General features: G+C 58.3%; 23 protein-coding genes. 5 read left to right on the forward strand and 18 right to left on the reverse strand.

Annotated features, from left to right (window positions below; translation table 11 throughout):
- Window positions 1–14: 14 nt before the first annotated feature.
- Complete coding sequence (locus Q0239_RS03215; RefSeq protein WP_298598350.1) at window positions 15–1,238, forward strand: MFS transporter; 1,224 nt, start codon at window positions 15–17, stop codon at window positions 1,236–1,238.
- Here Q0239_RS03215 and Q0239_RS03220 read toward each other — a convergent pair.
- Genes Q0239_RS03220 through Q0239_RS03230 form a run of 3 tightly spaced genes read right to left on the reverse strand, consistent with a single transcriptional unit; the run spans window position 1,203 to window position 3,525 of the window.
- Window positions 1,203–2,114, reverse strand: a complete 912-nt coding sequence (locus Q0239_RS03220) for an EamA family transporter (RefSeq protein ID WP_298598289.1) — start codon at window positions 2,112–2,114, stop codon at window positions 1,203–1,205. The genes Q0239_RS03215 and Q0239_RS03220 overlap by 36 nt on opposite strands.
- Entirely contained in the window at window positions 2,111–2,665 is a 555-nt protein-coding gene (rsmD, locus tag Q0239_RS03225; RefSeq protein ID WP_298598292.1) for a 16S rRNA (guanine(966)-N(2))-methyltransferase RsmD, read from the reverse strand. Before rsmD ends, Q0239_RS03220 begins: the two co-directional genes overlap by 4 nt.
- Complete coding sequence (locus tag Q0239_RS03230; RefSeq protein WP_298598295.1) at window positions 2,662–3,525, reverse strand: pseudouridine synthase; 864 nt, start codon at window positions 3,523–3,525, stop codon at window positions 2,662–2,664. Before Q0239_RS03230 ends, rsmD begins: the two co-directional genes overlap by 4 nt.
- 229 nt (window positions 3,526–3,754) lie before the next feature.
- Between Q0239_RS03230 and Q0239_RS03235 the strand changes: the two genes are divergently transcribed.
- Entirely contained in the window at window positions 3,755–5,203 is a 1,449-nt protein-coding gene (locus Q0239_RS03235; protein WP_298598353.1) for an MFS transporter, read from the forward strand.
- On the opposite strand, the gene Q0239_RS03240 is transcribed toward Q0239_RS03235, so the two are convergent.
- The 10 genes from Q0239_RS03240 to Q0239_RS03285 form a co-directional block, all read right to left on the reverse strand.
- The gene (locus Q0239_RS03240; RefSeq protein WP_298598298.1) at window positions 5,200–5,634 is read right to left on the reverse strand and encodes a DUF6628 family protein; all 435 of its coding nucleotides are present in this window, start codon (window positions 5,632–5,634) and stop codon (window positions 5,200–5,202) included. The genes Q0239_RS03235 and Q0239_RS03240 overlap by 4 nt on opposite strands.
- 64 nt (window positions 5,635–5,698) lie before the next feature.
- A complete protein-coding gene (locus Q0239_RS03245; protein WP_298598300.1) occupies window positions 5,699–7,015 on the reverse strand; it encodes a folylpolyglutamate synthase/dihydrofolate synthase family protein in 1,317 nt (438 codons plus the stop codon).
- Window positions 7,016–7,024: 9 nt separating this feature from the next.
- Window positions 7,025–7,879: an acetyl-CoA carboxylase, carboxyltransferase subunit beta gene (gene accD / locus Q0239_RS03250; RefSeq protein ID WP_298598303.1), complete on the reverse strand. Its 855-nt coding sequence runs from the start codon at window positions 7,877–7,879 to the stop codon at window positions 7,025–7,027.
- 3 nt (window positions 7,880–7,882) lie between these two features.
- On the reverse strand, window positions 7,883–8,665 hold the full coding sequence (trpA, locus tag Q0239_RS03255) for a tryptophan synthase subunit alpha (protein WP_298598306.1): 783 nt from the start codon (window positions 8,663–8,665) through the stop codon (window positions 7,883–7,885).
- 178 nt (window positions 8,666–8,843) lie between these two features.
- Complete coding sequence (gene trpB / locus Q0239_RS03260) at window positions 8,844–10,076, reverse strand: tryptophan synthase subunit beta (RefSeq protein ID WP_298598310.1); 1,233 nt, start codon at window positions 10,074–10,076, stop codon at window positions 8,844–8,846.
- Between the two features lie 113 nt (window positions 10,077–10,189).
- On the reverse strand, window positions 10,190–10,828 hold the full coding sequence (locus Q0239_RS03265; protein WP_298598312.1) for a phosphoribosylanthranilate isomerase: 639 nt from the start codon (window positions 10,826–10,828) through the stop codon (window positions 10,190–10,192).
- 12 nt (window positions 10,829–10,840) lie between these two features.
- On the reverse strand, window positions 10,841–11,515 hold the full coding sequence (pyrF, locus tag Q0239_RS03270) for an orotidine-5'-phosphate decarboxylase (protein ID WP_298598315.1): 675 nt from the start codon (window positions 11,513–11,515) through the stop codon (window positions 10,841–10,843).
- Complete coding sequence (locus Q0239_RS03275) at window positions 11,512–11,802, reverse strand: DUF1049 domain-containing protein (protein WP_298598318.1); 291 nt, start codon at window positions 11,800–11,802, stop codon at window positions 11,512–11,514. Before Q0239_RS03275 ends, pyrF begins: the two co-directional genes overlap by 4 nt.
- Before the next feature lie 81 nt (window positions 11,803–11,883).
- Window positions 11,884–13,194 carry an adenylosuccinate lyase gene (gene purB, locus Q0239_RS03280; RefSeq protein WP_298598321.1) on the reverse strand — a complete coding sequence of 437 codons (1,311 nt, stop codon included), beginning with the start codon at window positions 13,192–13,194 and terminating at the stop codon, window positions 11,884–11,886.
- A gap of 128 nt (window positions 13,195–13,322) precedes the next feature.
- Entirely contained in the window at window positions 13,323–15,869 is a 2,547-nt protein-coding gene (locus Q0239_RS03285; protein ID WP_298598323.1) for a TonB-dependent receptor, read from the reverse strand.
- Here Q0239_RS03285 and Q0239_RS03290 point away from each other — a divergent pair.
- The 3 genes from Q0239_RS03290 (at window position 15,868) to Q0239_RS03300 (ending at window position 20,285) form a co-directional block, all read left to right on the forward strand.
- Window positions 15,868–16,023 (forward strand): hypothetical protein, encoded by a 156-nt coding sequence (locus tag Q0239_RS03290; protein ID WP_298598325.1) that lies wholly within the window; start codon window positions 15,868–15,870, stop codon window positions 16,021–16,023. The genes Q0239_RS03285 and Q0239_RS03290 overlap by 2 nt on opposite strands.
- A 112-nt stretch (window positions 16,024–16,135) precedes the next feature.
- Window positions 16,136–18,466 (forward strand): DNA topoisomerase IV subunit A, encoded by a 2,331-nt coding sequence (gene parC, locus Q0239_RS03295; RefSeq protein ID WP_298598328.1) that lies wholly within the window; start codon window positions 16,136–16,138, stop codon window positions 18,464–18,466.
- Window positions 18,467–18,548: 82 nt separating this feature from the next.
- Entirely contained in the window at window positions 18,549–20,285 is a 1,737-nt protein-coding gene (locus Q0239_RS03300) for a bifunctional diguanylate cyclase/phosphodiesterase (protein WP_298598331.1), read from the forward strand.
- On the opposite strand, the gene Q0239_RS03305 is transcribed toward Q0239_RS03300, so the two are convergent.
- From Q0239_RS03305 to Q0239_RS03325, 5 genes are all read right to left on the reverse strand, one after another.
- Window positions 20,243–21,460 carry a CCA tRNA nucleotidyltransferase gene (locus Q0239_RS03305; protein ID WP_298598334.1) on the reverse strand — a complete coding sequence of 406 codons (1,218 nt, stop codon included), beginning with the start codon at window positions 21,458–21,460 and terminating at the stop codon, window positions 20,243–20,245. The genes Q0239_RS03300 and Q0239_RS03305 overlap by 43 nt on opposite strands.
- Window positions 21,460–22,047, reverse strand: a complete 588-nt coding sequence (locus Q0239_RS03310; protein ID WP_298598337.1) for a CoA pyrophosphatase — start codon at window positions 22,045–22,047, stop codon at window positions 21,460–21,462. The genes Q0239_RS03305 and Q0239_RS03310 overlap by 1 nt, the downstream gene beginning before the upstream one ends.
- Complete coding sequence (locus tag Q0239_RS03315; protein WP_298598340.1) at window positions 22,044–22,598, reverse strand: DUF1285 domain-containing protein; 555 nt, start codon at window positions 22,596–22,598, stop codon at window positions 22,044–22,046. Before Q0239_RS03315 ends, Q0239_RS03310 begins: the two co-directional genes overlap by 4 nt.
- On the reverse strand, window positions 22,588–23,082 hold the full coding sequence (locus Q0239_RS03320) for a GNAT family N-acetyltransferase (RefSeq protein WP_298598343.1): 495 nt from the start codon (window positions 23,080–23,082) through the stop codon (window positions 22,588–22,590). Before Q0239_RS03320 ends, Q0239_RS03315 begins: the two co-directional genes overlap by 11 nt.
- Window positions 23,075–23,546: MFS transporter (locus Q0239_RS03325; RefSeq protein WP_298598346.1), on the reverse strand; the 472-nt coding region annotated here is incomplete at its 5' end. The genes Q0239_RS03320 and Q0239_RS03325, both read right to left, overlap by 8 nt.

Below are 23,546 nucleotides of genomic sequence, written 5' to 3' on the forward strand. Positions count from 1 at the left end.
TTTTGGGTGCGGCGATGGCGGGGACGGCGGTCGAATTTTACGACTTCTATATTTTCGCGACCGCGGCGTCGCTGGTCTTCGGGCCACTATTTTTCCCGACCTCCAGCCCCGAGGCGCAGTTGCTGCAAAGTTGGCTGACCTTTGCCTTGGCTTTCATCGCGCGACCGGTGGGGGCGCTGGTCTTTGGCCATTATGGCGACCGCATCGGGCGCAAGGCGACGCTCGTCTGGTCGCTGATGATCATGGGGATATCGACTTTCCTGATTGCATTCCTGCCTAGCTATGCCGTTGCCGGATGGATTGCGCCGCTGCTGCTATGCATCCTTCGCTTCGGGCAGGGCTTTGGTCTTGGCGGCGAATGGGGTGGCGCGGCGTTGCTTGCTGTCGAAAACGCGCCGGAAGGTAAAAAGGCGCGTTACGGCATGTTTCCGCAACTGGGTGCGCCGGTTGGTTTCATCCTCTCGAACGGGTTGTTCCTGATATTGGGCTTGTTGCTCAGCGACGCTGATTTCCGCGAGTGGGGCTGGCGGATACCCTTTTTGCTCAGCGCGCTGCTGGTCGGCATCGGTCTATGGGTGCGCCTGAAGCTGACCGAGACCCCGGCGTTTGCAGCCGCGCTGGAGGAGGCTCCACCGCCAAAGGTTCCGGTGGCCGAGGTGGTGCGCACGCATCCGTTGCAGCTGTTCGGCGGCACTTTTGCGGCGATCGCCTGCTTTGCGATCTTCTACCTCTCGACTGCCTTCGCGCTGGGCTATGGCACCACCAAGCTGGGTTTGGCGCGGGAGGATTTCCTCGGTGTGCAACTGGTCGCGATCCTGTTCATGGCGGCGGGGATTATCGTCTCGGGCTATTGGGCAGACCGGACTCGTCCCGCCTTTGTGCTGGGCGTTGGCTGCGCCGCTATGTTCGCCGCCAGTTTCACCACCGCCCCCTGGCTGGGCAGCGGTAACCTCTTCCTGACCGGGGTCTATCTCTCGCTGCTGCTGTTCGTGATGGGGCTGGTTTACGGCCCGCTGGGCGCATGGCTGCCCGGGCTATTTCCGGCGCGGGTGCGTTACACTGGCGCGTCGATCTGCTTCAACGCAGCGGGGATATTGGGCGGCGCTTTGGCCCCCAACATCGCACTCAAGCTTTCCGAACGCGGCCTTGAATATGTCGGCTATTATCTCGCGGCGATTGCGGTGTTTAGCCTGTTCGGCCTGCTACTTCTGAAATCGCGCGATGAGGCGGCCGTCTAGGATAGCCAGCCCTACGGCGATCAGCCCTGCGCCTGCAATCTGCCCGCCGGACAGGCTTTCGCCGAGGAAGGCGATGCCAAGGATGACAGCCAGAATCGGCATGAGAAACGCCACCAGCTGCGCATTCGATGCCCCCGAACGATCGATGAGCCGGAAGTAGAGCGTGTAGGCCAGCGCGGTCGAGAACAGCGCGAGTGTAATGCCCGCCAGCGTTGAATCGAGCCGTGGCGTGGCCATTGTCCAGGGCTGGTCCATCACAGCGACAATCGGAACCATCATCAGCGCCGCGACCAGCGTCTGCCCGGTCGCAACTGCCATTGGCGTCAATTCGGTCTGCGACAGGCGGCGGCCATAGATGGCGGCGAAGCTGTAGAAGATGGTTGAGACAATGCAGGCGATCTGCGCGAGCAGGTTGTTCGAAAGCCCCTTCATCGCTTCTGGCCCGACCATAACGACGATGCCCGCCATGCCGACGAGTACACCGATGATCCGGGCAGGAGTGGCCTTCTCGTCACTGGTCAGGAAATGCGCAGTGACCACGCCCCAAAGCGGTGTGGTCGCGTTCAGGATCGAGGCATAGCCGCTGTCGAGATATTGTTGTCCCCAGAAGAAAAGAATGAAGGGAAGGGCGCAGTTTAGTGCTCCAACTACTGCCAACAGCCCCCATATACGCGGTTGGGTTGGCAGTCGTTCGCCCATCAACCGCATGGCGATCCACATGGGCGGGACGGCCAGTACGAGGCGCATAAAGACCAAAGTAATCGGGGGATAGCTGCGCAGTCCAACCTCGATCAGAAAGAAAGCGCCACCCCACAGGATCGAGAGGATGCCGATCAGCAGCCAGCCAGTGCCGTCAAGCTTCGGGCTTTGTGTCATTCAGCCGCGCTTTCGGGCCGCAGCAAAGTTATCCGCGCCTTGCCAATGTCGCGGATGGTATCGATCTCGAAGCCTTTGACGACCGTGTCCTCACGGTTGCCGGTTTCGATGCTGACCAGCGCACCGGATGCGATCCAGCCAAGGCGCGACAATTTGTCGAGAGCGACAGCGCCCGCGCCTGTTCCATAGGGTGGATCCATCAGGACAAGGTCATAGGCCCTGCGCGCAGGGCCGAGCATCAACGCTGACCCACGCTTGATTTCGCTTTGCGGGCCAGCGCCCAGTTTGGCGATATTGGTTTCGAGCGCACCCAGCGCGGCACGGTCCTGTTCAACGAAAACACAGTGTGCCGCCCCACGCGAAAGCGCTTCCAGCCCCAGCGCTCCCGAACCTGAAAACAGGTCGAGCACCTGCAGGCCCTCAAACGATCCCAACCGGCTGGCCAGCATCGAAAACAGCGTTTCACGCGCACGGTCGGCTGTCGGGCGCGTGGTATCCCCCTTGGGCGCTGCCAAAGGCCGTGAACGCCATGTGCCGGAAATGATCCTCATGCTTTCAATGTATTCCGGAATTCTATCAAATCGACTCGACGCACTTCGCCGACTTCACCCGGGGCCATATCACCCAAGACAAAGGGGCCATAACGGGTGCGGATCAGGCGGCTGACCTCTAGTCCGAAATGTTCAAGCACGCGGCGAACTTCGCGGTTCTTGCCCTCGGTCAGTGTCATTTCCAGCCATCCATTGCGCCCGGTGCGGCGTTCGAGATTGGCGTCAATCTTGCCGTACCGCACGCCTTCGATCTCAATGCCGTGGATCAGTTCTTCAAGCTGCGCTTGGCTGATGTCGCCGAAAGCGCGCGCGCGATAGGTGCGTTCCACGCCGGTTGAGGGCAATTCCATCTGGCGTTTGAATTCTCCATCATTGGTAAGCAGCAGCAGCCCTTCGGTGTTCAAATCGAGCCGCCCGATCGGCATCAGGCGGGGCAGATCCTTAGGCAGGATATCGTAAATCGTTTTGCGTCCGGAAAAGTCCCGTTCAGCGGTCAGGCAATTGGCGGGTTTGTGGAACAGATAGAGCTTGGTAGGTTCGGGCTGCTTCACCGGTTGGCCATCCACCGAAACACCATGCAGTGATTTCAGGAGCGTCGCCGGGGTTTCGACCGTCTCACCATTCAATGTGACGCGTCCGTCGGCGATCATCCGTTCTATCTCGCGCCGCGATGCCACACCTGCGCGGGCAAGAAGCTTGGCGATGCGCTCTTCGCCGTCCTTGCGTTCGAGTGCGCCTTTGGAGGGCGCCGTGTCTGGCCGTGGCTTGCGCGCAGGCTTGCTATCCCAGCGCAATCGGGGCGGTTTGGCCGGACGCGCAGGCGGCTTGGCAGAGGATGGACGTTTGGGAGGTTGAGCCATGCGCGCGCCATGCCCGACTTGGCTGGAAAAGTCACGCAGCTGTTGCTGTGTTGGAGTTAAAGACATTGGCGGTTCAGGAATTTGCCGTTAGGGGCCTGGGCCCAGATTATCGGGGGGGCGCACGTCGGGTGCTTTTATCCGCTTTTTCATTTTTTCGGCAGGCATTGGGGGGGGGCTCCGTTCCGCGCTGACGATCAAATCGTTCCGACCGTATCTTCGTAAAGCACCGCTGGTCGCCTTCCTGCTTGGCATTTCGAGCGGTTTCCCATTCACGCTGCTTGTTGCGACGATGACATTCTGGTTGGCGAAAGTCGGAATTGACACAGCGACCATCGGCTTTGCGGTTGCGCTGACATTGCCATACACTCTAAAATTCCTGTGGGCGCCCTTGGTCGACAAAACTCCATTGCCCGTCCTGACCAAAATGTTTGGTCAGCGCAGGGCATGGCTGTTTTTTGTCCAAACATTCCTCTTTTTCGCCATCTGGCAATTGGGTGCCAGTAATCCGCAGCCTGGCAGTTTGGGGATTTTTGCCTTCTGGGCGTTTGTTGTCGCCTTTCTGTCTGCGACGCAGGACATTGTTATCGACGCCTATCGTATCGAAATTCTTGATGAGGAAGAGTTTGCCCACGGAACCGCCACCAACCAGTTTGGCTATCGGACGGGGAATCTGATTGCCGGGGCAGGAACCATCTATTTTGCCTCGGCTGAGGGACTAGGCTTGGGCTGGGCCACGGCCTATGGCCTGACCGCTTTTTGCATCATTCCTGCCATTATCGGGGCATTCATCATTGGTCCGGGCAAATTTGTCGATCGCTATGCCGAGGCTGCGGGGATGTCTGCCGGTCAATGGCTCAAGGAAACCGTCGTCAATCCCTTCCGCGAGTTCATGTCGCGCCACGGCGCGTTCCTGATCCTTGGTTTTGTGCTGGTGTATAAGGTGGGTGATGCAATGGGGCAGGCGATGCTTGGACCCATGATTGTCGACTTAGGGTTTTCGGATACCGACTATATTACCGCCAACAAATTCTGGGGATATGGCGCACTGATCGTCGGTTCCGCACTGGGGGCACCATTCATTCTGTGGCTCGGCATGGGCCGGGCATTGTTGATATCGGGCCTGTTGATGATGTTCTCCAACGTGATGTTCATGCTGTTGGCCGCATTGGGAGACGCCTATTGGATGATGGTGGCGGCGATTGTGACGGAAAATGTTACCAGCGGCATCGGCCTGACTGTCTTCACCACCTACCTTTCTGGCCTTTCAAGCATCGCCTATACGGCAACCCAATTTGCGTTGCTCTCCTCTTTTGCTGGGGTCGGCCGCACCTTCATGGCAGGGCCCGCAGGCATCATTGCAGAGAAGGTAGGCTGGGTCGGTTTTTGGGGCTTTACCGTGGTCGCAGCCATTCCGGGCATGATCCTGCTCTGGGTGCTTTGGAGTAAGGGCTATGTTGTCCAGAATATCCGTCAGACCGAAGGTGTTGACGAAAAAGCGCTGAAGGAACCGGTGGGAGCGTTGCGTATCACTGGCTTTTTGCTCGTTGTTATCGGTCTCGTTGGGCTGCTGTTGTCGCAACCGCTTGAGTTGGAAAACAACATCACCGCGATTTTTGCCGCAGTGCTGGCGGCAGGTGGTTTGCTGGCCTGGAAGGGCAAAGCGGCGACCGCTGCCTAATCCATGCCAAGCGGATGGCCGAGATCCGCAAAGGCAGCCTGCACAGCCTGCGCAGCGCCCAGCGCACCCAGGCTGTCTGGCGTACCGAGAACGGTACGCAACTGAACGGCTGCATTGCGTATGTCCGTTTCAGACGATGCGATCGCGTCGATCAGGCGGGCCTCGTCAAGCGTCATCCGGAAGCAGCAGCATCCCGCAATCCGGATTTTCCGATGAGATGTTCGGGCCGTTTCCGCGACAAAGGCGCGCAGCATGACCAGTGGGCGCTGGTAGCTCAGCCCGAATGTACCCAGCATCGCATTGGCCGCATGTGCGTCGTGCAGGCCATGCGCCCCCATCCTACGCAAACAATAAAGCAGCAGACGGGAGCTAGCGTCGGTCGGCCCTGCAAAGGGCAGGGTGGCTGAGGCTGCTGGCAGGTTGGGCTGCATGGTGAATCTCCTTGTCTGCACAAGTCACCATAAATGCTATTGCAAGTCAATCGCAATAAGTGCGTTAGACCGGTTCCTCGCCATTTGCTTTCAACACTGATCCAGCGAGATACAATGTGCCCGCTATCAGGACGATTTGCCGTTCCGGATCGACGGATAGAGACTGTAGCGCGGTTTGAATGTCCGGCGCAGCTTTCGCCTCGGGGCCAAAAGCTTCGACCCCATGATGATCATGTCCGGGAACGGGAAGAACTGTGACGCTTGCTAATTTCCCGCTCAAAGGGGCTATGATCGAGGCAGGGTTCTTGTTGGCAAGCATTCCGGTTACGAGATGGATCTGGCGATTTTCCGTGGCAAAATGAGCTGCAATGGCGAGCCCGCCATCGACATTATGCCCGCCATCGAGCCACAGTTCGGTTCCTGTCGGTAACAAGTCGGTCAAGGGGCCGGCAGCCAGTCTTTGCATCCGCGCCGGCCAGCGGGTGGTCAGCATCGCCGATTTCATGGCTTCGCGCGGGATCGACAGGCGCGGCTGGTGCATGATCATGGCGATGGCGAGGGCAGCATTATCGGCCTGATGCCGACCCGCCATCGACGGGCGCGGTAACCAGACATGCTCCTGTCCATCATGATAGTGCAGCTGGCTGTCCCGGATTTCGGCATCCCAATCGCGCTTCCGGATGGTTGGAATGGCGCCTGTGCGGTTGGTTTGCTCGATGATGGTCCGCTGCATCGACGGGGAATAGGCCTGGGTGACCAAAGGCACATTAGCCTTCGCGATCCCCGATTTTTCGAAGGCTATCCGGTCGAGCGGTTCCATTTCTGGAACGCCTTCCTCGGGCGCAAGTAGAAAAGCCTCATGGTCGATTGCCAGTGAGGCTATGCCGCATACCGCTGGTTTCTTGATCACATTGGTCGCATCAAGCCGCCCGCCAAGGCCGACTTCGATAACACAGGCATCTGCGTCGGTACGTGAAAATGCCAGGAAAGCAGCTGCTGTGGTCACTTCGAAGAAGCTCGCCTGCAACCCCTCGGCATGATCAAGCACTTCGGACAGTAACGCCGCCAGCACCTCATCCTCGATCAATTTCCCGGCAACCCTTATCCGTTCGTTGAAGCGCACAAGGTGCGGGCTGGAATAGACATGGCATTCGAGGCCCGCCGCCTCAATCGCACCACGAAGGAAGGCGCAGGTTGAACCTTTGCCGTTGGTGCCAGCGACATGGAACACGGGCGGCAGATGGTCTTGCGGATTGCCCAGTCGTTCACACAACGCACTGATCCGCTCCAGCCCCAGCGTATCGCGTCCGGGCGAGAGCGCAGTCAGCCGGTCAAGCTGCGCCTGTACGGCAGGATGATCAGACTTTGCGTGATCGGCCAAGGTCGGGAACTAGGCCGCCTTCTTACCGGCGGTCAGATAATCGACCAAACGCGCCAGCGTGGCCTTCAGCTCATGCCGGTGCGTCACCATGTCGACCATGCCATGGTCGAGCAGATACTCGGCGCGCTGGAAGCCTTCGGGCAGTTTTTCGCGGATCGTCTGTTCAATTACACGCTGCCCGGCAAAGCCGATCAACGCACCCGGTTCAGCAATCTGGATATCACCGAGCATCGCATAGCTGGCGGTACCCCCGCCAGTGGTCGGATCAGTCAATACGACGATATAGGGCAGCCCCGCGTCGCGCAGCATCTGGATGGCAACCGTGGTGCGCGGCATTTGCATCAGGCTCAAAATGCCCTCCTGCATGCGCGCGCCGCCTGCGGCAGTGAAGATGACATAGGGGCATTTCGCCTTCAGCGCTTCTTGCGCGGCGGCGATGAAAGCTTCACCCACGGCCATGCCCATCGATCCGCCCATGAAGGCAAAATCCTGCACGCTGACGACGGCAGAATGGCCGTCAATTGTGCCGCGCGCGCTGACCATCGCGTCTTGCTCTCCAGTCGAGGCGCGGGCGGCCTTGATGCGATCGGGATATTTCTTGCTGTCCTTGAACTTCAACGGGTCTTCGACGACGCGCGGCATGGGCAAAACGGTGAAGCTGTCTGCATCGAAAATCGCGGCAAAGCGTTCCGCCGGGCCGATGCGGCCGTGGAAATCGCATTTCGGGCAGACCGACTGGTTTTCCTCATATTCCTTGAGGAAGATCATCGTGTTGCAGCCCTTGCATTTGTGCCAAAGCGTTTCCGCCGTCTCGCGCTTGGCGATGAAGGGGATGGCGTTGCGGACGCGGGTGACCCAGTTCATTTTTTAGCCTCTTGCTGCTTTGATGGCATTTGCCAAGCTTGCCACATATTCGCGCACCGGACCAGCGGCATCGCGGCCATGCTGCGCAATGATTTCGACGATGGCCGATCCGACCACCACGCCATCCGCGACCTTGGCGATTGCGGCTGCTTGCTCTGGCGTGCGAACGCCGAAGCCGACGGCGACGGGGATGTCGGTGGCCGCCTTTAGCCGCGCGACGGCGTCCTCGATGCTCGCTTGCGCGGCCTGTTGCAGGCCGGTTATCCCGGCGACCGAGACATAATAGAGAAACCCGCTGGATCCATCGAGCACGGCGGGAAGGCGCGTGGCATCGGTGGTCGGGGTGGCGAGGCGGATCAGGTCCACCCCTGCAGCGCGCAGCGCGGGGCCGAGTTCGGCATCCTCTTCCGGCGGAATGTCGACGCAGATCACGCCATCGACGCCCGCCTTGACGCATTCGGCGGCGAACCATTCGGGCCCGCGGATCGTCATCGGATTGGCATAACCCATCAGCACCAGCGGCACGTGCGGATGCCGTGCGCGGAAGGCGGTGGCGATGGCGAAGATATCGGCTGTGGTCGTGCCCGCATCTAGACTACGGATATTGGCCTTTTGGATCGCGGGGCCATCTGCCATCGGATCGGTGAAGGGCATGCCGAGTTCGATCACATCTGCGCCCCCTTCGACGAGCGCGTCGAGATTGGCGGCGGTATCGCCATCGCCAGCGGTGATGAAGGTGACGAGCGCGGCGCGGTCGGCGGGGAAGGCGGAGGAGAGGCGGGTCAAGATTTTGAGCTCCGGAAAGTTCGGTAGAAAGCGTAAAGTGCCAGGGCGATCAGCACATTGCCGGTGTAGTAGAGGGCGGTAGATGTTGGCGAATAATCAGGCACTGTTTCCATCCCCTGCCAGCAACCCCAAGCCCCGACAGTGAATGCTACGCCCGTAATCCCCCATTTGCGGTTCACTATAACTTGACCCCCAAATGCTCGGCCACCGAGAAGATGTCCTTGTCGCCGCGTCCGCATAAGTTGACCACGATGATCTGGTTCTCGTCCATTGTCGACGCAACTTTGGTCACGGCTGCGATGGCGTGGCTGGGTTCGAGCGCGGGAATGATCCCTTCGGTCCGGCAAAGCAATTGGAAGCCTTCGAGTGCTTCATCATCGGTGACGCTGGTGTAATCAACTCTACCGATTTCCTTGAGCCAGCTATGCTCCGGTCCGATCCCGGGATAGTCCAGCCCCGCGCTGATCGAATGCCCTTCGGTGATCTGGCCGTCCTCGTCCTGCAGCAAATAGGTCTTGTTGCCATGGAGTATGCCCGGACGTCCTCCCGCGAGCGATGCAGCATGTTCCTTGTCGAGGCCGTAACCGGCAGCTTCAACGCCTAGCATCTTGACCGACGGATCGTCGAGGAATGGGTGGAACAGGCCGATGGCATTGCTGCCGCCGCCGATCGCGGCGACCAACAGGTCGGGCAGGCTGCCAGTGCGTTCGAGCAACTGCGCGCGCGCTTCCCTTCCGATCACACTCTGGAAATCGCGGACCAGTTCGGGATAGGGGTGCGGGCCGGCGGCGGTACCGATGATGTAGAAAGTGTCGTGCACATTGGCGACCCAATCGCGCAGCGCCTCATTCATCGCATCCTTTAGCGTTGCCGCTCCAGCGGTTACCGGCACCACTTCTGCTCCGAGCAACTTCATCCGGAACACGTTGGGCGCTTGGCGGGCGACGTCTGTCGCGCCCATGAAAATCACACACGGTAGGCCAAAACGCGCACAGACGGTCGCAGTGGCAACGCCGTGCTGGCCCGCGCCGGTCTCTGCAATGATCCGCGTCTTGCCCATGCGGATGGCTAGCAGGATCTGGCCGATGCAATTGTTGATCTTGTGCGCGCCGGTGTGGTTCAACTCATCGCGCTTGAACCAGATTTGCGCGCCTTTTCCGACCGTTGCATCCTTTCGCAGTTCCTCGGTTAGCCGTTCGGCATAATAAAGTGGGGAAGGACGGCCGACATAGTGTTCGAGCAGATCGTCAAACTGTGCGGCGAACGCAGGGTCTTGCTTTGCCGCGCGATATTCGCGTTCGAGATCAAGCACGAGAGGCATCAGCGTTTCGGCGACATATCGGCCGCCAAATTGCCCAAAATGCCCGCGCTCGTCGGGCTGGTTCATGAAGGAATTTGCAGTTGCGTTCATAATGGTCGAATGCCGTTCAAATTTCACCGTAGCCCTGAGCCTGTCGAAGGGCGCCTTAAAGGGCAGCGCTAACCTGAGAGGCGTGCTTCGACAAGCTCAGCACTACGGTTTGATTAAGGGGCGTAGTCGTGGACCGCTTGGCAGAAGGCCGCAATCTTGTCCACATCCTTGACGCCCGGAGCGCTCTCCACACCCGAAGAAACGTCGACTAGTGGGGCGCGTGTGGCCTGCAAAGCCTCCGCCACATTGTCAGGTGCCAGACCGCCAGCCAGCCCCCAGGGCGTGCGATGCTCAAAATGGCTGAGCAAAGACCAGTCGACGCGTGTGCCGGTTCCGCCCGGCAATGCTTGCGCCGGGGCATCGAACAGCAGCCGGTCGACAACGCCTGCAAAGCGATCAGAATTCACCAGTGTCTGTCGGTCTTTCAGACCAACCGCCTTCCAGATTTCGGCTTCACTATGCTCGCGAACCAGCTTGAGCCATTCGGGTGTTTCGGTTCCATGGAATTGGATGACATCGGGCCGCACCATTTGCAGTGCCTTGTCAGTCAATCCGGGGTCTGCGTTTACGAGCAGAAGCACGACCTTTAGGCTCGGCGGTGTGCGCATGCGAAGGGCAGCCGCCAGTTCGAGACTAACATGGCGCGGGCTTTTTTCGAAATGAACCAGGCCGATATGCGTCGCCCCTGCCTTGGCAGCGGCGTCGATGGCGGCTTCGTTCGAAAGGCCGCAGATTTTGATTTGAGTTTGCATGATCGCTTGACTTTACAGCGTCCCCACAATCGCCCGTGCCGCTGCATCGGGGTCTTCTGCCTTGGTTATCGGGCGACCGATTACCAGAACACTCGCGCCATCATCCCGCGCCTGACGCGGGGTAACAATGCGTTTCTGATCGGCGGTGCTGGCACCAGCGGGACGTAAGCCGGGAACGACGAAAAAGCCGTCTTTCCAGATTCTGTGTGCAGCCTTTACTTCCTGTCCGGAGCAGACAATACCATCGAGGCCGGCTTCCTGCGCAAGCCCGGCCAACCGCTCAACCTGTGCATGCGGATCACCTGAAACGCCCATGCTGGCAAGGTCGTCGCCATCGAGGCTGGTCAGCACGGTCACGCCGACCACCTTTGTATGGATACCCGCTGCCGCCTTGGCATCTTCCATCATTGCGCGACCGCCGCTGGCGTGGATGGTGACGATCGCGGGTTCGAGCGTGTTGATCGCCTGCATCGCCTTGGCAACCGTATTCGGGATGTCGTGCAGCTTCAGGTCGAGGAAAATGGGCAAGCCCAGTTTCTGCACTTCATGCACGCCATGATGCCCGTTGGCGCAGAAAAATTCGAGGCCGAGCTTAACTCCCCCGACATGTGCTTTGACCTTGCGCACCAGATCAAGCGCGTCGTCGAGCAGCGGCGTGTCGATGGCGACATAGACAGGATTGCTCATGCTGATGTTCCCTGTGTCGCACTGGTGGGCGTGAAATTGGCAGCCATAGTCTTGGCGCCGCTTTCCAGCGTCGCTATCCGGCGGTTCAGACGATAGTGCATTGCGCGGTGCCAGATCCAGAGTGGCAGGAAGCCAAGCAAGAAACTTGCGCCCATCACTGCGGGCAGTTTGCTGTCGAGCCACAGGCCGTTCCACAATTTCATCGAAACCGGTTGCCAGTTGTTGATGGCAAACACGGTGAAGCCGACGAGGAAAATGACCCAGAACAGGGTTTTCAGGAACGACATTCGCGGCTTCTCCTTCGTCTATTTGCGCGCAGCTTAAGGGAAGGGGGGTAAGGATTCCAGCCCCCATGAAGCATTTTCAGCTCACCCAAAAACCCGCGCGAAAATGGTGTCGACATGCTTCAAGTGATAGCCAAGGTCGAACTTCTCTTCGATTTCCTGTGGGCTGAGCGCCTTGGTTACATCCGGGTCGGCCTTGAGCAGCTCAAGCAACGAAAGCGCGCCATCCGATTCCCAAACCTTCATCGCATTGCGCTGGACCAGGACATAGCTGTCCTCGCGGCTCACGCCCGCCTGGGTCAGCGCGAGCAACACGCGCTGCGAGTGGACGAGGCCGCCCATCTTGTCCAAATTCTTCTGCATCCGCTCCGGATAGACCAGCAGCTTGTCGACCACGCTGGTCAGGCGACCCAGCGCGAAGTCGAGCGTGATTGTCGCATCAGGGCCGATATAGCGTTCCACCGAGCTGTGGCTGATATCGCGCTCACGCCAAAGGGCGACATTCTCCATGGCGGGAATGGCATAGCTGCGCACCATGCGAGCAAGGCCGGTGAGGTTTTCGGTCAGCACCGGGTTGCGCTTGTGCGGCATGGCCGACGAACCCTTTTGGCCGGGCGAGAAATATTCCTCCGCCTCCAGCACTTCGGTACGCTGCAAGTGGCGGATTTCGACAGCAAGGCGTTCGATCGAGGAAGCGATGACGCCCAATGTCGCAAAGAACATCGCGTGGCGATCGCGCGGGATGACCTGCGTTGAAACAGGTTCGACCGACAGTCCAAGCTTTGCCGCCACATGCTCTTCGACGCGCGGGTCGATATTGGCGAAGGTGCCGACTGCGCCCGAAATCGCACAGGTCGCCACATCCTTGCGGGCAGCGATCAGGCGATCCTTGCAGCGCGAAAACTCTGCATAAGCCTCTGCCATTTTTAGCCCGAAAGTGACTGGCTCGGCATGGATACCATGGCTGCGGCCGATGCACGGCGTCATCTTGTGCTCGAATGCACGGCGTTTGATGGCTTCTAACAGTGCATCCAGACCGGCCAGCAACAGGTCCGATGCGCGTGCCAGCTGCACGGCGAGGCAGGTGTCGAGTACGTCGCTCGAAGTCATCCCCTGGTGCATGAAACGCGCTTCGTCGCCGACTTGCTCTGCCACCCAGGTGAGGAAGGCGATCACGTCATGCTTGGTGATCGCTTCGATGGCGTCGATAGCTGCGACGTCGATCGACGGATTGGTCGCCCACCATTTCCACAGCGCTTCTGCTGCCGATTTTGGAACAACGCCCAGTTCGGCAAGCGCTTCCGTCGCATGCGCCTCTATCTCGAACCAGATTTTGAAACGGTTTTCGGGTTCCCAGATGGCAACCATGTCGGGACGGGCGTAGCGGGGGACCATGTGCGGGCTTTCTGCTGAGAGGCGTGGAGTCGCCCGCGCCGTTAGCAGGCGGGGCGCACAGCGTCAAAAGCCCAACGAAAAAGGGCGGCGCAATCGCACCGCCCTTTTCGTCAATTGGCAAGTTAGATTTAGAACTCGTACGAAACGCGACCATATAGGAAGCGACCGCTGAAGCCGAAGGGCGACTGTGAGCTGTACGGCAGGAACGAGTTGTTCAGGCCATAATTCACCCCGTCGACCGTGCCAAAGGGCAGGCGATCCGGATAGACGTCGAACAAATTGTTCGCACCAATGGCGAGCGACAGTTTTTCCATCGGCTTCACACGCAGCTCAAGGTCGGTGATCCATTTGGGCGACAGGAAGATGTCACCCGGAACGTCGCCCGGTGCCAGCGCGATATTGTTGTTGTTCGCGGCGGTCGAGAAGCTGCTTGGCAGGAACACTTCGCCGTAACGGTTGGTGCGGAGCGTCAGGCCGAACATGTCATAATCCCAATCGAGGCTGAAGTTCAGCTTGTTCTTGGGCTGGCCATCGGTCAGGCGATAGCTTTCCTGACGCGCAAACAGGCGCTGCGCGGTGAAGCCCGAAAAGACGCGGCGGTCGGTAATCTCGGTATTGTTGAGATTGTAACCTGCACTCAGACGCACGGTACCCATGCCAAAATCAGGGACGCGGTAACTTGCGACGATGTCCAGACCTTCGGTTTTGGTGTCGATGCCGTTGATGAAGAAGCGTGCTGAACTGACCCCGGTGACGCCCGCCGCAGTTAGCAGGTTAACAACGTCGGTGCCGGTCAGGTTTTCGGTCAGTGTGATGCGGTCTTCGATCTTGATATTGTAATAGTCGACCGTGAGATTGAGGCCTTCAAGCATGTTGAAGGTTATGCCGCCACCGATGTTTACCGACTTTTCCGGTTCGAGCGGCTGTGCCCCGAGAGCGACGGCCACAGGTGAAGAAACCGGGAAGGTTCCGACTTCGATAAGGACACCGCCGACATTATTCGTCGAAGTTGTCGCAAATGCCTGTTGTGCAAGACTTGGTGCGCGGAAACCGGTCGAGATTGACCCACGGAAGGCGAGGCCATCAATCGGTTCGAAGCGCGCGGCGGCCTTGCCGTTCACGGTGCTGCCAAAGTCGCTATAATGTTCATAGCGGCCGGCAAGCTGCAGCGTGAAGCTGGAGCTTAGGTCGGCGTCGAGTTCAACATAGCCGGCATAGCTGTCACGCGATTCATCGGTGGCATTGCTCGGACGGAAACCCGGGAACACTTGAGAGCCACCTGCCGCGTTGAATGGGGCCACAGAGAACGGACCGTTGATATAGCTCTGCAATTCGCCTGCTACGATCTTGTAGTTTTCGTCACGATATTCGCCACCGAATGCCAGCGAAATGCTGTCGCCAATGCCCAGGTCAAGGTCTCGACGCATGTCGAGATTGACCGTTGTCTGGCCTGCACGCATGCCGCCTGCATTGAAACGGCGGGCACTATCTGTGCCACCCAGCGATGTATTGACGCTGTTTTCGACCTTATAGTTCAGGAGGTTGGTGCCATAAACGACCGACAGATCGTAATCCCATGATCCTAGCGCACCGCGCAGACCAGCGGCCGCCGAAATGTCGACGATTTCACTCACGATGAGAGGCAGGAAGCCGTCCGCATAGATGGGAACGAATGTCGTGGTGGACGCTGCCCAGTCACGGTTGCGGGCGTCGGTCGAACGGCGATAGAAGCCCGCGCCATTGCCGTCGCGCACGCCGTAGCTGCCGAATGTATAGAATTCGATGTTGTCCGACAGATCATAGCCTGCATTCAGGAAGAAGTTCAGATCTTTCGAGACACCATCGCCATAACGGTGCGCATAGCGGTTGAATGTAGCTTCGCGCGGATCGCCCGCAGCGAAATAGTTGCGGCGGATATCCGGGCCGGAGCGGTTGGTCGGCGAGCGATCCTTATATTCTGCGGTGAAGTTCAGATAACCGCTGTCACCAATGGGAAGGCCGAAATTCGAGGCAAGAGTATAGGTGTCACCATCGCGCCGTTTGCGATCCTGGCCGGTATACGTAATGACCGGATTGTCTGCCAATCCGGTCGTCAATGCGACGGTGTCAACCTGTCCGACATCTTCCATCTCGGTGATATATTTGCCGTAGGTTGCCTGTGCACGGCCGCCGACGCCCTTTTTCAGCTGCACGTTGATCACGCCCGCAATCGCATCAGAACCATAAAGAGAGGCCGCGCCGTCGCGCAGCACTTCGATGCGCTCAATGGCGAGCGGTGGGATGGTGTTCATGTCAACTGCGGTCGAACCGCGTCCGACTGAACCGTTCAGGTTGATCAACGAAGACTGGTGGCGGCGTTTGCCGTTGACGAGCACCAGCACCTGATCGGGCGCGAGGCCGCGCAGCGTTGCAGGACGCAGAGAGTCCGTACCGTCGGTCAACGACGGTTGTGGGAAGTTGAATGAGGGCACAAGCTGGTTGAGCAGGCGATTGGTTTCGGTCGATCCGCTGTTCACCAGATCGGCGGCGGAAAGAACATCGACCGGAACTGGACTGTCGGCGACGGTGCGATCGGTGCGACGTGTGCCGGTAACGATGATGGCTGGCTGGTCTGCGGCATCTTCGGCCTGCGCTTCGTCTTGCGCATAGGCAGGTGTGGCTGCCGCAACCATCATGGCTGCAAATGAGGCGGAGATTGCAAGGAGCGATCCGGTGCTGGATTTTTTCATTTTTGGTCCTTTGCCCTGTTCAAAAGAATTTGGTGCTCGGAATGCTGCCACTTATGCAAAGACTTGGCCAGCAAAGGCGCAATTTCTATTCATTTTCTGACATCCCTGTGTCATTATTGCAACGCAGCATAATGCAGCTTGAGACGTAGAATTCTGTGGATTGATGCATTCCCCGCTTTGCGCTGACTCGCTCGCTCGCTATCGGAGCGTGAATGGCTGATACCACCGATACAGACTTGCCCGCCGAAGATCCGTTCGACCAGATCGTCAACGCCCCGTTCGATGCGGCGATTTCCGAACGCTATCTCATCTATGCGATGTCAACGATCACGGCACGGTCGTTGCCTGATCTGCGCGATGGGTTGAAGCCTGTGCACCGCCGCCTGCTATGGGCAATGCGCCAGTTGAAGCTCGACCCCGCAAGTGGTTACAAGAAATGCGCACGTGTGGTCGGCGACGTTATCGGTAAATATCACCCGCATGGCGACCAGTCGGTTTATGATGCGATGGTCCGCCTCGCGCAGACCTTCTCGCTCCGCTATCCGCTGGTCGACGGGCAGGGCAATTTCGGCAATATCGACGGCGATAACGCTGCCGCCTATCGCTATACCGAAGCCAGACTGACCAAAACCGCAATCGAGCTGATGCAGGGGCTCGACGAAAATGCGACCGACTTCAAACCGACCTATAATGGTGAGGATGAAGAGCCGGAGGTTATGCCCGGCCTGTTCCCCAATCTGCTCGCCAATGGCGCAAGCGGGATTGCGGTCGGCATGGCGACGAGCATTCCTTCGCACAATGCCGCGGAAATTATCGACGCAGCGATGCTGTTGATCGACGAACCCAAGGCGACGCATGAGCAATTGATGCAGATCGTCCAGGGGCCCGACTTTGCAACCGGCGGCGTTCTGGTCGATAGCCGGGAAACAATCAGCACGGCTTATGAAACGGGTCGCGGCGCGCTTCGCGTCCGCGCACGCTTCCATGCCGCCGAGGCCAAGGATGCGGCGGATCGCGACGCCGGCATTGAACGCCTTTCAGGCGGTACATGGCAGTTGGTGATCACCGAAATTCCGTATCAGGTGCAAAAGGGCAAGCTGATCGAGCAGATCGCCCAGTTAATTGCCGACAAGAAGCTACCCATCCTCGACGATGTGCGCGATGAATCGGATGCGGACATCCGCATCGTGCTGGTGCCCAAGAGCCGCAATGTTGATCCTGAAGACCTCAAAAATGCTCTGTTCCGGCTGACCGACCTTGAAACCCGCTTTGGCCTCAACATGAATGTGCTTGATGCCAATCGCGTGCCCAAGGTGATGGGCTTGGGTGAAGTTTTGCGCGAATGGCTGACGCACCAGATCGAAGTGCTCGTCCGCCGGTCGCAGCACCGGCTGGAAAAGATCGATGCACGGCTGGAACTACTTGAAGGCTATATCATTGCCTATCTCAACCTTGACCGGATTATCGAAATTATCCGGACTGAGGATGAACCCAAGCCTGTGATGATGGCCGAGTTCCAGCTGACCGACAGGCAGGCCGAGGCTATCCTCAACATGCGGCTGCGGTCTTTGCGCAAACTTGAGGAAATGGAGTTGCGCCGCGAGCGTGATGAACTGCATGCCGAGCGTGAGGAACTGGTCAAGCTGATCGAAAGCCCGGCGCGTCAGCGAACGCGGCTGAAGAAGGATTTGACGAAGCTGCGCCTCGGCTATGCCGAGGACACCGAACTTGGCCGCCGGCGTACATCGCTGATCGAAGCGGCCCCGGCGCGTGAAATCTCGCTTGAGGCCTTTGTCGAACGCGAGCCCGTGACGATCATCTTGTCCAAGCGCGGCTGGATTAAGGCGATGAAGGGCCATGCCGACCTATCGGCCAAGGCAGATTACAAGTTCAAGGAAGGCGATGCGCTGGCGCAGGTCTTCCATGCCCAGACCACCGATAAGATCCTCGTCGCGACCGCCAATGGCCGTTTCTATACGATTGGGGCAGATAAACTTCCCGGTGCGCGCGGCTTTGGTGAGCCGCTGGGCACCATGATTGATATAGAGGCAGGGAATGATGTCCTAACATTGCTGCCAGTTACACCCGGTGGCCGGATGCTGCTCGCCGCATCTACGGGCAAAGGCTTTGTATGCAAGATGGAAGACGTCGTTGCCGAAACGCGAAAGGGCAGGGGCGTCGTGACGCTGAAGCCCGGCGCGCGACTGCAGGCTGTCCGCCTCGCTCCGGCTGAGTCGGCGGATGAAGCTGTTGCCAAAGATCAATATGTCGCCGTGGTCGGGGAGAACCGGAAACTGGTGATCTTCCCGATGAACGAGATTCCCGAAATGGCGAAGGGGCAGGGCGTCACTCTCCAGCGCTATAAGGATGGGGGACTTTCCGATGCGATCTGCTTCAACCTGAGCGAAGGTTTGAGCTGGACGATGGGAGGCGACAGCGGGCGGACACGCACCGAGACTGACCTCACCCAATGGCGCGTCGCGCGTGGTGCGGCAGGAAGGCTTCCGCCGCAGGGATTTCCAAGGAACAACCGCTTCGATTAGGTTTGTTTGCCACGCTGGTATAGCTTTTGTTCTATAGCTGCTGTGAAGCAAATTTTTACATCTTTCACCTAATCCAACCTGCATGAAAATGTGGGACAAAAATTCATTCGCCCACGGGTCGCCAGCATCTCTGACGTCAAACCTTGTTCAGAGAACTGTTCCCGAAGGAGAGGAGGCGAGCCATGCCTGGCTGAATTCGCTTCCCATTGCTGCGGCTATTTATCGTGTTGATATAAGCGGCGCGAAGCGGATCGCGACCAACGGTCAATTTGATTATCTCGCGCTCGGGCGAGCCCGCGATGCCGGATTTGATCCTTGCTACTTCAATGACTTGATCCTCGACATGGTCGACAATGACCGACAAGAGCATTTCGAACGCTGGCGTTCGCCAGACAATATCCGGCCGCTAGATGTCGAAATCAGCGTCTCGCGTTTTGGCAATGAAGTCCCCCATGTTCTGGTGTCGCTGGTTGACAGGACTGCCGAAGTTCAAGGCAATGTGAACCTGCGTCGTGAAATGATGAACGACAGTCTGACGGGGTTTGCGAATCGCATCGGTTTCGAAGAACGTATTGTCGATGCCGTGGATGAAATGCGGTCAGAGGGCAGTGACAAAAAATTTGCGCTGGTCATGTTCGATCTCGCGCGGTTTAGCCGGATCAATGAATCGGTCGGCGTTTTGGCCGGCGATGAACTGATAATCACGGTCGCAAAGCGTTTGACGTCAAGGGTTCGGAGCAGCGAAATAATCGGCCGACTTGGTGGCAATGAATTCGCACTATTTGCTCCGGTGGAAGATGTACGCGGCGCCGAGGCAATCGCATCGCGGGTCGTGAAGGTGTTTGATGACCCCTGTAAATTGTCCAATCTGGAAATCCAGATTGATTGCGCGGTTGCTGCAGCCGTGGGGGATTTGGAAACCGACGATCCAATGGACGTGTTGCGCCATTCCCAGATCGCACTCAAACGCGCGAAACAATCGAAGAAGTTTGAACTTTTCTCGGCAGACAAATTGGACCGGGCTCTGCACCGCTTCTCGCTCGAAACCGATCTGCGCCGTGCATTGGAGCGTGATGAGTTGGAGCTTCACTATCAACCGCTGATCGATCTGGGAAGCGGCCAATTGAATGGTTTTGAAGCATTGGCGCGCTGGAACCATCCGACACTCGGTATGGTGTCGCCAATGGATTTCATACCGGTTGCGGAGGAAAGCGGGCTGATCGTTCCACTAGGTCGTTGGGCGCTCGAAAAGGCAGCCAAGACGATCGCTCAATGGGAAGGCAAAATGGGCGACGATCTACCCATAAAGTTGTCGGTCAACCTGTCTGCCGTCCAGTTGCTGCGCGATGACGTCCCAAAAGCCGTAGAACATGCCATCCGCTCAGCGGGTATCGACGGTAACCGCCTGACGCTGGAACTGACGGAAAGCGCCTTTGTCGATGATCCGGATGGTGCACGCCGTGTTCTGGAAGCGCTGAAAGCACTCAACACCAATCTGGCAATGGATGATTTCGGCACCGGTTATTCCAATCTGGCCTATCTTCAGAAGCTACCGATCGATGTCTTAAAAATCGATCGCAGTTTCGTTTCCGACATGCTCGCCAATCGCGACAATCGGGCAATTGTAAGCACCATATTGTCGTTGGCATCGGCGCTAGGAATGAAAACGACTGCTGAGGGTATTGAATGCGCCGCTGTTTCAGCTGAACTCAAAGGACTGGGCTGTACCAATGGACAAGGTTACTATTTTGCCCGGCCGCTGACCTCAGAGGCAGCTTATGCCTTTTTGTCGTCGCGCAACGTACCCGCAACCAGCTGATCAGCAATCTCGCGAACGCGCGATTCAGCGGGAAAGGATTCTGCCACCCATTGTCGTTCGATCGCTTGCAATGTTTTTGCGACGACCGGCCCGGCGCGCAGGCCCTTGGCAATCAGATCGCCCCCTTTGACCGGCAGTTCGGGGACCTCCCAATCCTGCAGACTGGCTAGCTCCTCGCGCCAGTTTTTATGTTCGGAGTTCAGCAAAATGATATCACGGGCATTTTCCAGACCAATGGCATAAGCCAGTTGGCGGGCCGATTGATCTGATTTGGCATTGGCTGCCAAATGCATTAGATCGGTGCGCAAGCGGTTTGACAGCTTCAAGCGTGCGGCAACCTTTTCGACGATTGCGGTATCGACCGGAAGTATCGCGCTCAACCTGCGGCTGACCGAGGCTTTGGATGCGGTCAGCTGTTCCCGCTCAATCAGATGTGCAAGCTTGCGCCCTGCTTCGCTGACAATTTCCGGCAGGAAGGAAGCAAAAATCCCGTGGTCGAGCATAGCCTGAACTGCTGGTGCCGGGTTGGCCACAGACAGCAATTTACGCAGTTCGTCCGCAATGCGCTCGCGCGATAAGGCCATGAGCTTGTTGGCATGTGCCGAGGCTGTTCGTAATGCGTCCGCGTCGATCGCGCCCTGCCCAAAACGCGCATGAAAGCGGAAAAGGCGCAGTATGCGGAGGTGATCCTCGGCAATGCGTTGATCGGCATCGCCGATGAAGCGCACATGATGCGCCTTTAAATCGGTCTGGCCATCGAAATAGTCGAAAATCTCCCGACTCTCGGGATCGGCATAGAGCGCATTGATGGTGAAATCGCGCCTAGCAGCATCTTCGATCCAATCCGTTGCAAATTCGACGGTAGCGCGACGGCCATCGGTCGACACATCGCGGCGTAGCGTCGTTATTTCAAACGTGTGGCCATCGACGACGGCTGTAATGGTGCCGTGATCGATACCCGTCGGAACGGCCTTGATCCGTGCGGCTTCCAGTCGCCGGATTATCTCTCCAGGTACCAAAGGAGTAGCAATATCAACATCGGCAACTTCGATGCCGAGCAAAGCATCGCGCACCGCTCCGCCAACAATGCGCGGCGATTGGCCATCGACTGTCAGGGCATCAATGACGCGGCGTAGAGCAAGGTCGTGCAGCCAGGGTGCGTCGCGTAACTGCATCAATCGTCGCCCATCAGGCGGCGAGATAGATTGGCTATGATGCCGGCTGTCACGCCCCAAATGCGGCGGCCTTCCCAATCCATATCGTAATATTCGCGCATCTGCCCCTGCCATTCGACCCGCCGTCTAGCGTAATTGGCACGATCAAACAGAATCTCAAGTGGCACTTCAAACCATTCTTCGACTTCTTCCGGATTGGGTACCAGAGGTAAATCGGGTGGGACGACACCGATAACGGGTGTGATCTGATAACCGCTGCCGGAGTAATAATCATCGGCAGCGCCCAATATTTCTACTTCGTGGCGGGGCAGGGCAATTTCTTCTTCCGCTTCGCGCAGGGCAGCAATGACAGCATTTTCGTCTTCAGGATCGACCTTGCCGCCAGGGAAGGCCACTTGCCCGGCGTGGCTGCGTAACCAGGCCGGACGACGCGTCAGGATAACCCCGGGTTTGCTCCGGTCGGTTATGGGAACCAGCACCGCCGCTTGCCGATAATCGCCGACGTGACGGGGATAAGCGCGCTCATCCTCGATCGCGATTGCTCGCGAGGGGTGAAGCGCGTCGGAAAACTGCGTCTTCCAGCTCATCCAGCTGCATCCAGCGCAAAGAACATTCCTTCGCTCCATATGCCCGGTTTGTCCGGGCTTGCTTCAAGCGCCAATTCAGCGAGTTCATAATAGACCGGACGCGTGCACCGTGCCCAAAGTCCGGCCCGGACATGCAGATAGGGCACCGGAGTACCTTCGAAAGTCCGGACTTCTATCGGATGATTACCGCCCGCAATGACGATGTCATCGGTATTGAGGCGAAAGGCGATGCTGGCCTCGCGGATCTGAGCCTCCACCGCCACGAAAGGCACATCGTCGACTGCGATCGACAGCTTTTCCTGAGGGGTCACCAGCCAATAGCTGTCGTCCGATTCAAGCCGGAGCAGGCTTGAAAAGGCACGCACCATAGCTGGGCGGGAGATTTCGCCGCCTTGGTGGAACCAGCGGCCATCGGTGGCGATGCGCATCTCGCTGTTTCCCGTTTTGGCGGGATTCCAGCTTTCGACCGGTGGCAGCTTTCGATGCGAGGCAAGGTCGGCAATCTGGTTGAGGCTGAGTCCACCCAGAGAAGGAGGGGGATCATAGGGCACGGTCGGCCTCCTCCAGCATTCCTGCCTGTGGCGTTGCGACACCCATTGCATTGCGAGCAAGCAAGCGACGCGGTTCCCACGGGCCGGGCAAAGACCATCCTCCAGTCAGTTCGGCACTGAAGCCGAAGCGGCCATAATATTCCGGATCGCCGATCATCACCATCACCGGTTCCCCGATTTTGGCGGCTGCTTCAAGCATGCGGTGCATTAATTGGTGGCCGATGCCCCTGCCTTGCAGCTCGGGTGTAACCGCCACTGGGCCGACCAGCACTATGGGGAAATCCCCGACGCGAACGGGCCAACACTGGATACTGCCGACTGGTTCGCCTTCCTCCAACAGCGCGAAAGACAGCGGGGCAATCGGTTTACTGCGTTTCCGTAACAAATAGGCAGTCCGAGCAAAGCGATCAGCACCGAAAGCATCGTCGAGCAATCGCTCCACTTTTTCCGGCGCAACGTTATTGAGCGGTACGAGCTTAGGCATCGGGCATAGCCTCGGGCAATTGCCGCCTGCGCAACAGGGTTAGCGCAATCAAGGCAAAAAGGCCTGCTGTAGCCGCGATCAGATAAGGTGCGCCGGGAAAGCGTATCGTCGCTCCCGCCTCGGTAAATGCCGCCAGCGCATAATTATATGCAAACTGGCCGATCATGAGGCTGAAGGCAGCAAGTGAGCCAACCAGACCCTGCAGTTCACCCTGTTGAGAGGCAGGCGCACGCTGCGACATCATTGCGTTTAGCGCGGGCATGACCATGCCGGAAAATCCATTGACCAGCAGAAGCACCAATATGATCCCGGCAAATGGAACAAAAGCGACAATCAGATAGCTGGTTATCCCGGAGATCATCCCGATATAGGCGGTCTTGCGCTCTCCATAGCGGGGGATGAAGCGGCGGATGACCAGCGCCTGGAAAAACCCCATTGAAAAGCCGACAAGACCCAGCGAGACA

Origin of the sequence: uncultured Sphingorhabdus sp. (assembly GCF_937872355.1) — a bacterium.
GTDB lineage: Bacteria > Pseudomonadota > Alphaproteobacteria > Sphingomonadales > Sphingomonadaceae > Sphingorhabdus_B.

Excerpts from the sequence above, each read along its gene's own strand:
- Q0239_RS03320 (WP_298598343.1), bottom strand. The coding sequence starts at position 23,082 with ATGCCTAAGCTCGTACCGCTCAATAACGTTGCGCCGGAAAAAGTGGAG.
- Q0239_RS03240 (WP_298598298.1), bottom strand. The coding sequence starts at position 5,634 with ATGCAGCCCAACCTGCCAGCAGCCTCAGCCACCCTGCCCTTTGCAGGG.
- rsmD (WP_298598292.1), bottom strand. The coding sequence starts at position 2,665 with ATGAGGATCATTTCCGGCACATGGCGTTCACGGCCTTTGGCAGCGCCC.
- Q0239_RS03220 (WP_298598289.1), bottom strand. The coding sequence starts at position 2,114 with ATGACACAAAGCCCGAAGCTTGACGGCACTGGCTGGCTGCTGATCGGC.
- Q0239_RS03215 (WP_298598350.1), top strand. The coding sequence starts at position 15 with ATGGCGGGGACGGCGGTCGAATTTTACGACTTCTATATTTTCGCGACC.
- Q0239_RS03310 (WP_298598337.1), bottom strand. The coding sequence starts at position 22,047 with ATGAGCTGGAAGACGCAGTTTTCCGACGCGCTTCACCCCTCGCGAGCA.
- trpB (WP_298598310.1), bottom strand. The coding sequence starts at position 10,076 with ATGAACGCAACTGCAAATTCCTTCATGAACCAGCCCGACGAGCGCGGG.
- accD (WP_298598303.1), bottom strand. The coding sequence starts at position 7,879 with ATGAACTGGGTCACCCGCGTCCGCAACGCCATCCCCTTCATCGCCAAG.
- Q0239_RS03305 (WP_298598334.1), bottom strand. The coding sequence starts at position 21,460 with ATGCAGTTACGCGACGCACCCTGGCTGCACGACCTTGCTCTACGCCGC.
- purB (WP_298598321.1), bottom strand. The coding sequence starts at position 13,194 with ATGGTCCCCCGCTACGCCCGTCCCGACATGGTTGCCATCTGGGAACCC.
- Q0239_RS03300 (WP_298598331.1), top strand. The coding sequence starts at position 18,549 with ATGAAAATGTGGGACAAAAATTCATTCGCCCACGGGTCGCCAGCATCT.
- Q0239_RS03230 (WP_298598295.1), bottom strand. The coding sequence starts at position 3,525 with ATGGCTCAACCTCCCAAACGTCCATCCTCTGCCAAGCCGCCTGCGCGT.
- pyrF (WP_298598315.1), bottom strand. The coding sequence starts at position 11,515 with ATGAGCAATCCTGTCTATGTCGCCATCGACACGCCGCTGCTCGACGAC.
- Q0239_RS03275 (WP_298598318.1), bottom strand. The coding sequence starts at position 11,802 with ATGTCGTTCCTGAAAACCCTGTTCTGGGTCATTTTCCTCGTCGGCTTC.
- Q0239_RS03265 (WP_298598312.1), bottom strand. The coding sequence starts at position 10,828 with ATGCAAACTCAAATCAAAATCTGCGGCCTTTCGAACGAAGCCGCCATC.
- Q0239_RS03285 (WP_298598323.1), bottom strand. The coding sequence starts at position 15,869 with ATGATGGTTGCGGCAGCCACACCTGCCTATGCGCAAGACGAAGCGCAG.
- Q0239_RS03290 (WP_298598325.1), top strand. The coding sequence starts at position 15,868 with ATGGCTGCAAATGAGGCGGAGATTGCAAGGAGCGATCCGGTGCTGGAT.
- parC (WP_298598328.1), top strand. The coding sequence starts at position 16,136 with ATGGCTGATACCACCGATACAGACTTGCCCGCCGAAGATCCGTTCGAC.